General features: G+C 50.3%; 2 protein-coding genes. One reads left to right on the forward strand and one right to left on the reverse strand.

The genetic code is table 11. The annotated features are described in order from the left end of the window. The first annotated feature begins 283 nt into the window (after positions 1–283). On the forward strand, positions 284–1,753 hold the full coding sequence (locus Q0294_RS05930; protein WP_299461898.1) for a putative sulfate exporter family transporter: 1,470 nt from the start codon (positions 284–286) through the stop codon (positions 1,751–1,753). Between the two features lie 732 nt (positions 1,754–2,485). Here Q0294_RS05930 and argF read toward each other — a convergent pair. Next, the gene (argF, locus tag Q0294_RS05935; protein WP_299461900.1) at positions 2,486–3,403 is read right to left on the reverse strand and encodes an ornithine carbamoyltransferase; all 918 of its coding nucleotides are present in this window, start codon (positions 3,401–3,403) and stop codon (positions 2,486–2,488) included. Between the last annotated feature and the right edge of the window lie 20 nt (positions 3,404–3,423).

Consider the following 3,423-nt stretch of genomic DNA (forward strand, 5'->3'; position numbering starts at 1 on the left):
ATCGCATCAACGCTTTTCGATTCCTTGTTTTTTTTGTAAGGTATCGTTCTGAACTTGAAACGGAACCTGTTCCGTTCTGTGACAAAGCGTTTGATATTGATCAGTACGCATTTCATGAGCGGCATGGCGCTAGCCACCGGTAAAAATAACTTGCAACACCGGCGGCTAGCACCGTTCCGCTCAGAAAGACGCAGCTGCTTCGTTTTTCCTGACCTTGTTTTTTTATTGTGATCCCAGTTTAACCGGTGGCTAGCGCCATTCCGCTCAGAAAGTATTGCGATCCATGCCTGAAAATGCGCCGACTCCTGAACCTGAGCAGAGTGATATTGTTGTTGCAGCACCTCGTCGTTCGACGTGGTCTGAGATGAAAACGGCGGAAGACTGGTGGGCCATCTGGACCGGTGGGGGAATTTTGCTGATCTGTTTTCTGGCGTTCTACCTCACCCTGCCTGACAATTTTTCAGAGCAACTGGCGGAAGCAAAAACGGCCGGTGAAAAACTGAGCGTACACAGCCCGCTGAAACCCTGGCTGTCCAAACCGGGTTCCTGGTCAAACAATCCCATTGATTCCATTTTCCCGCCCGAGAAAAAAGATCTGATTCTCCCGATCTGCGCGGTGTTCCTGATCAGCCTCGCCGCTTTCTCGATCGGCATTAAAGTGATGGGACAGTCTGTTTCGAAATTTGCCGTCGGTTTTCTGGGCGTGTTTCTGCTGGCGACGCTGGCTTATATCCTGACCGGGCAGGTCGTCGTCAAACACTATAATCTGGAATACGCGCTCTGGGCGCTGATGATCGGTCTGGTGATCAGCAACACCATCGGCACGCCGAACTGGCTCAAACCCGCTTTGAAAACAGAGTTCTATATCAAAACGGGGCTGGTGATTATGGGCGCCAGTGTCCTCTTCAGCCGCCTGCTGGTTTTGGGACTGCCGGGCATTTATGTCGCATGGGTGGTGACGCCCATCGTGCTGATCAGTACATACGCCTTCGGGCAGAAGATCCTGAAAATGGAATCGCGTTCGTTGAACATGGTCATCTCGGCGGATATGTCGGTGTGTGGTGTTTCCGCCGCCATCGCGACAGCGGCCGCCTGTAAAGCCAAAAAAGAAGAACTGTCGTTTGCGATAGGCCTCTCGCTCAGTTTTACCGTGATCATGATGATCGCCATGCCGGCTGTCATCAAGATGCTGGGCATTGGCCCGATTCTGGGTGGTGCCTGGATGGGGGGCACGATTGATGCCACCGGTGCTGTTGCTGCCTCCGGTGCGATGCTGGGACCGGAAGCCGAGCAGGTCGCCATTACGATCAAGATGATTCAGAACATTCTGATTGGCGTCACCGCGTTCGGCGTTGCTGTCTTCTGGGTGAGTTGCGTGGAAACCAAAGAAACAAACATTAAACCGGATGCCTGGGAAATCTGGTATCGCTTTCCCAAGTTTGTGCTCGGGTTCATTATCGCTTCCGGCATATTCTCGCTGCTGTATGTTTTCATGGAAGGGGGCGAGATCATTGTTCCGACGATGGTGAAAGAGTCTTCCGCGGTATTTCGCGGCTGGTTTTTCTGTCTGGCGTTTATCAGTATCGGACTGGAAACCAACTTCCGCGAACTGACGAAATTTCTCAAAGGGGGCAAACCGCTGATCCTCTATGTGTGCGGACAGTCGTTGAACCTGCTGCTGACGCTGCTGATGGCCTGGCTGATGTTCTCGGTCTTTTACAAAGATGTCGTCAGCGACATGTTTAACAAGTGAGCATGATTTGCTGATTTATGAACGCAGACGACTGCCGGATTTTCAGGTCATGTCAGGTGAGTCATATCGGGTAAAATGCGAAGGGAACGGTTCTCTGTTGTGGTTGCAGGGAATCGTCCGACCATTGTCACCAGTTTTTATCAGTCAGAACAATCATGCAGCGTTTCCACTTTCATTCCGAATGGTTGAATCACTTCACAAGGATCGTCCCGATTTTAACTCAGCGTCTGTTTTGCTTTGCCATCCAGATTACGAGCAAGCATGAACAGCGGGAACCACTTTGGCAGTTTATGCGCGGCAATGCCGCAACCATGGTATGTTTTGCTCTGTTTCGTGCAGAAATCGAGACTAACGGGGATGAAAACAGGGAATATTTCAGCACGCAAAGAAGTGCTCATTCAGAAGCAGATCGAAGTCTTTTCAGAACAAACAGCGCCAAACCAGGGAGTTTTATAGTGCGGAAATTGACAGTGAATATCGATGCACAACTACGAGATTTCAATTTCACGCGCGCGACGCATAAAAAACAGTTTCTCGAAAGGCGCGGCAGCGTCAAGTCGAATAAAACCACGTAAAAACAGGGATGATTTCTTCGTCGAACAATTCGTGAAATTGTCAAGCAGATTTATTTCGTCGAATCTAAGTGTCGCAGTGAACAAGGGGAACGAACCAGAAAAAAAGAAAACCCCGGCAAGAGTGACCGGGGTTTTGCACTGTTTTGATCAGAGATGATTATGATTGCTGCAACAACCAGACGAGCAAGCCTTTCGCCAGGTGTTTCCGGTTTTCGGCCTGCTCGAACACGATACTGTGTTTGCTGTCGAGCACCTCATCGGTGACTTCGAGGCCACGTTTGGCAGGCAGGCAATGCATGAACCGGCATTGGGGATCGGCGGCGGCCATCAGGCGGGAATTAACCTGATAATCCGCGAAGATCTTCTTGCGTTTTTCGGTTTCCGCTTCCTGTCCCATGCTGGCCCAGACGTCGGTGTAAATTACGGTGGCGTCGACGACTGCTTTTTGCGGATCGGATTCGAGTTCCAGCCGGGTATCGGGTTTGTGTTTCATTAATGACTTCACAAATTCCGGCTTCAACTCAAAACCTTCCGGAGAAGAGACAACAAATTTGACCCCCAGTTTCGCACACGCATTGGCGAGTGAATATGCCACATTATTCCCATCGCCGACATACACGATTTTCTGCTGCGACAGATCGCCGGTGATTTCCTGAATCGTATAAAGGTCGGTCAACGCCTGACAGGGATGACTTAAATCCGAAAGTGCATTGATCACACAGGCCTGAGAATTTTTTGCGAACCGTTCAATCATTTCGTGTGAGAAAGTTCGCAGAGTCACGACGTCCGAATATCTGCCGATGACCCGCGCGACATCTTCAATCGACTCGCGGCCATCAAGGCCCGCTTCTTTACAGGAAAAAAAGCTGGCACCGCCCCCCAGTTCCCACATCGCCGATTCAAAACTGAGTCGTGTGCGCAGGGAAGGTTTTTCGAACACCTGAGTCATCGTCCGTCCCTGCAATAATGGAGGACGCTCTCCCGCGTTCCGTTTCTCTTTTAATTCCTGAACCAGGGCGAAAATATCGACAATCTCTGACGATTCCAAATCGTGCAAGGTGACTAAATGTCTCATTGGATATCTCAATCAATGAC

The sequence above is a fragment of the uncultured Gimesia sp. genome, from assembly GCF_937919775.1.
Taxonomy (GTDB): domain Bacteria; phylum Planctomycetota; class Planctomycetia; order Planctomycetales; family Planctomycetaceae; genus Gimesia.

Coding starts and splice junctions, on each gene's coding strand:
- Q0294_RS05930 (WP_299461898.1), top strand. CDS start 284: ATGCCTGAAAATGCGCCGACTCCTGAACCTGAGCAGAGTGATATTGTT.
- argF (WP_299461900.1), bottom strand. CDS start 3,403: ATGAGACATTTAGTCACCTTGCACGATTTGGAATCGTCAGAGATTGTC.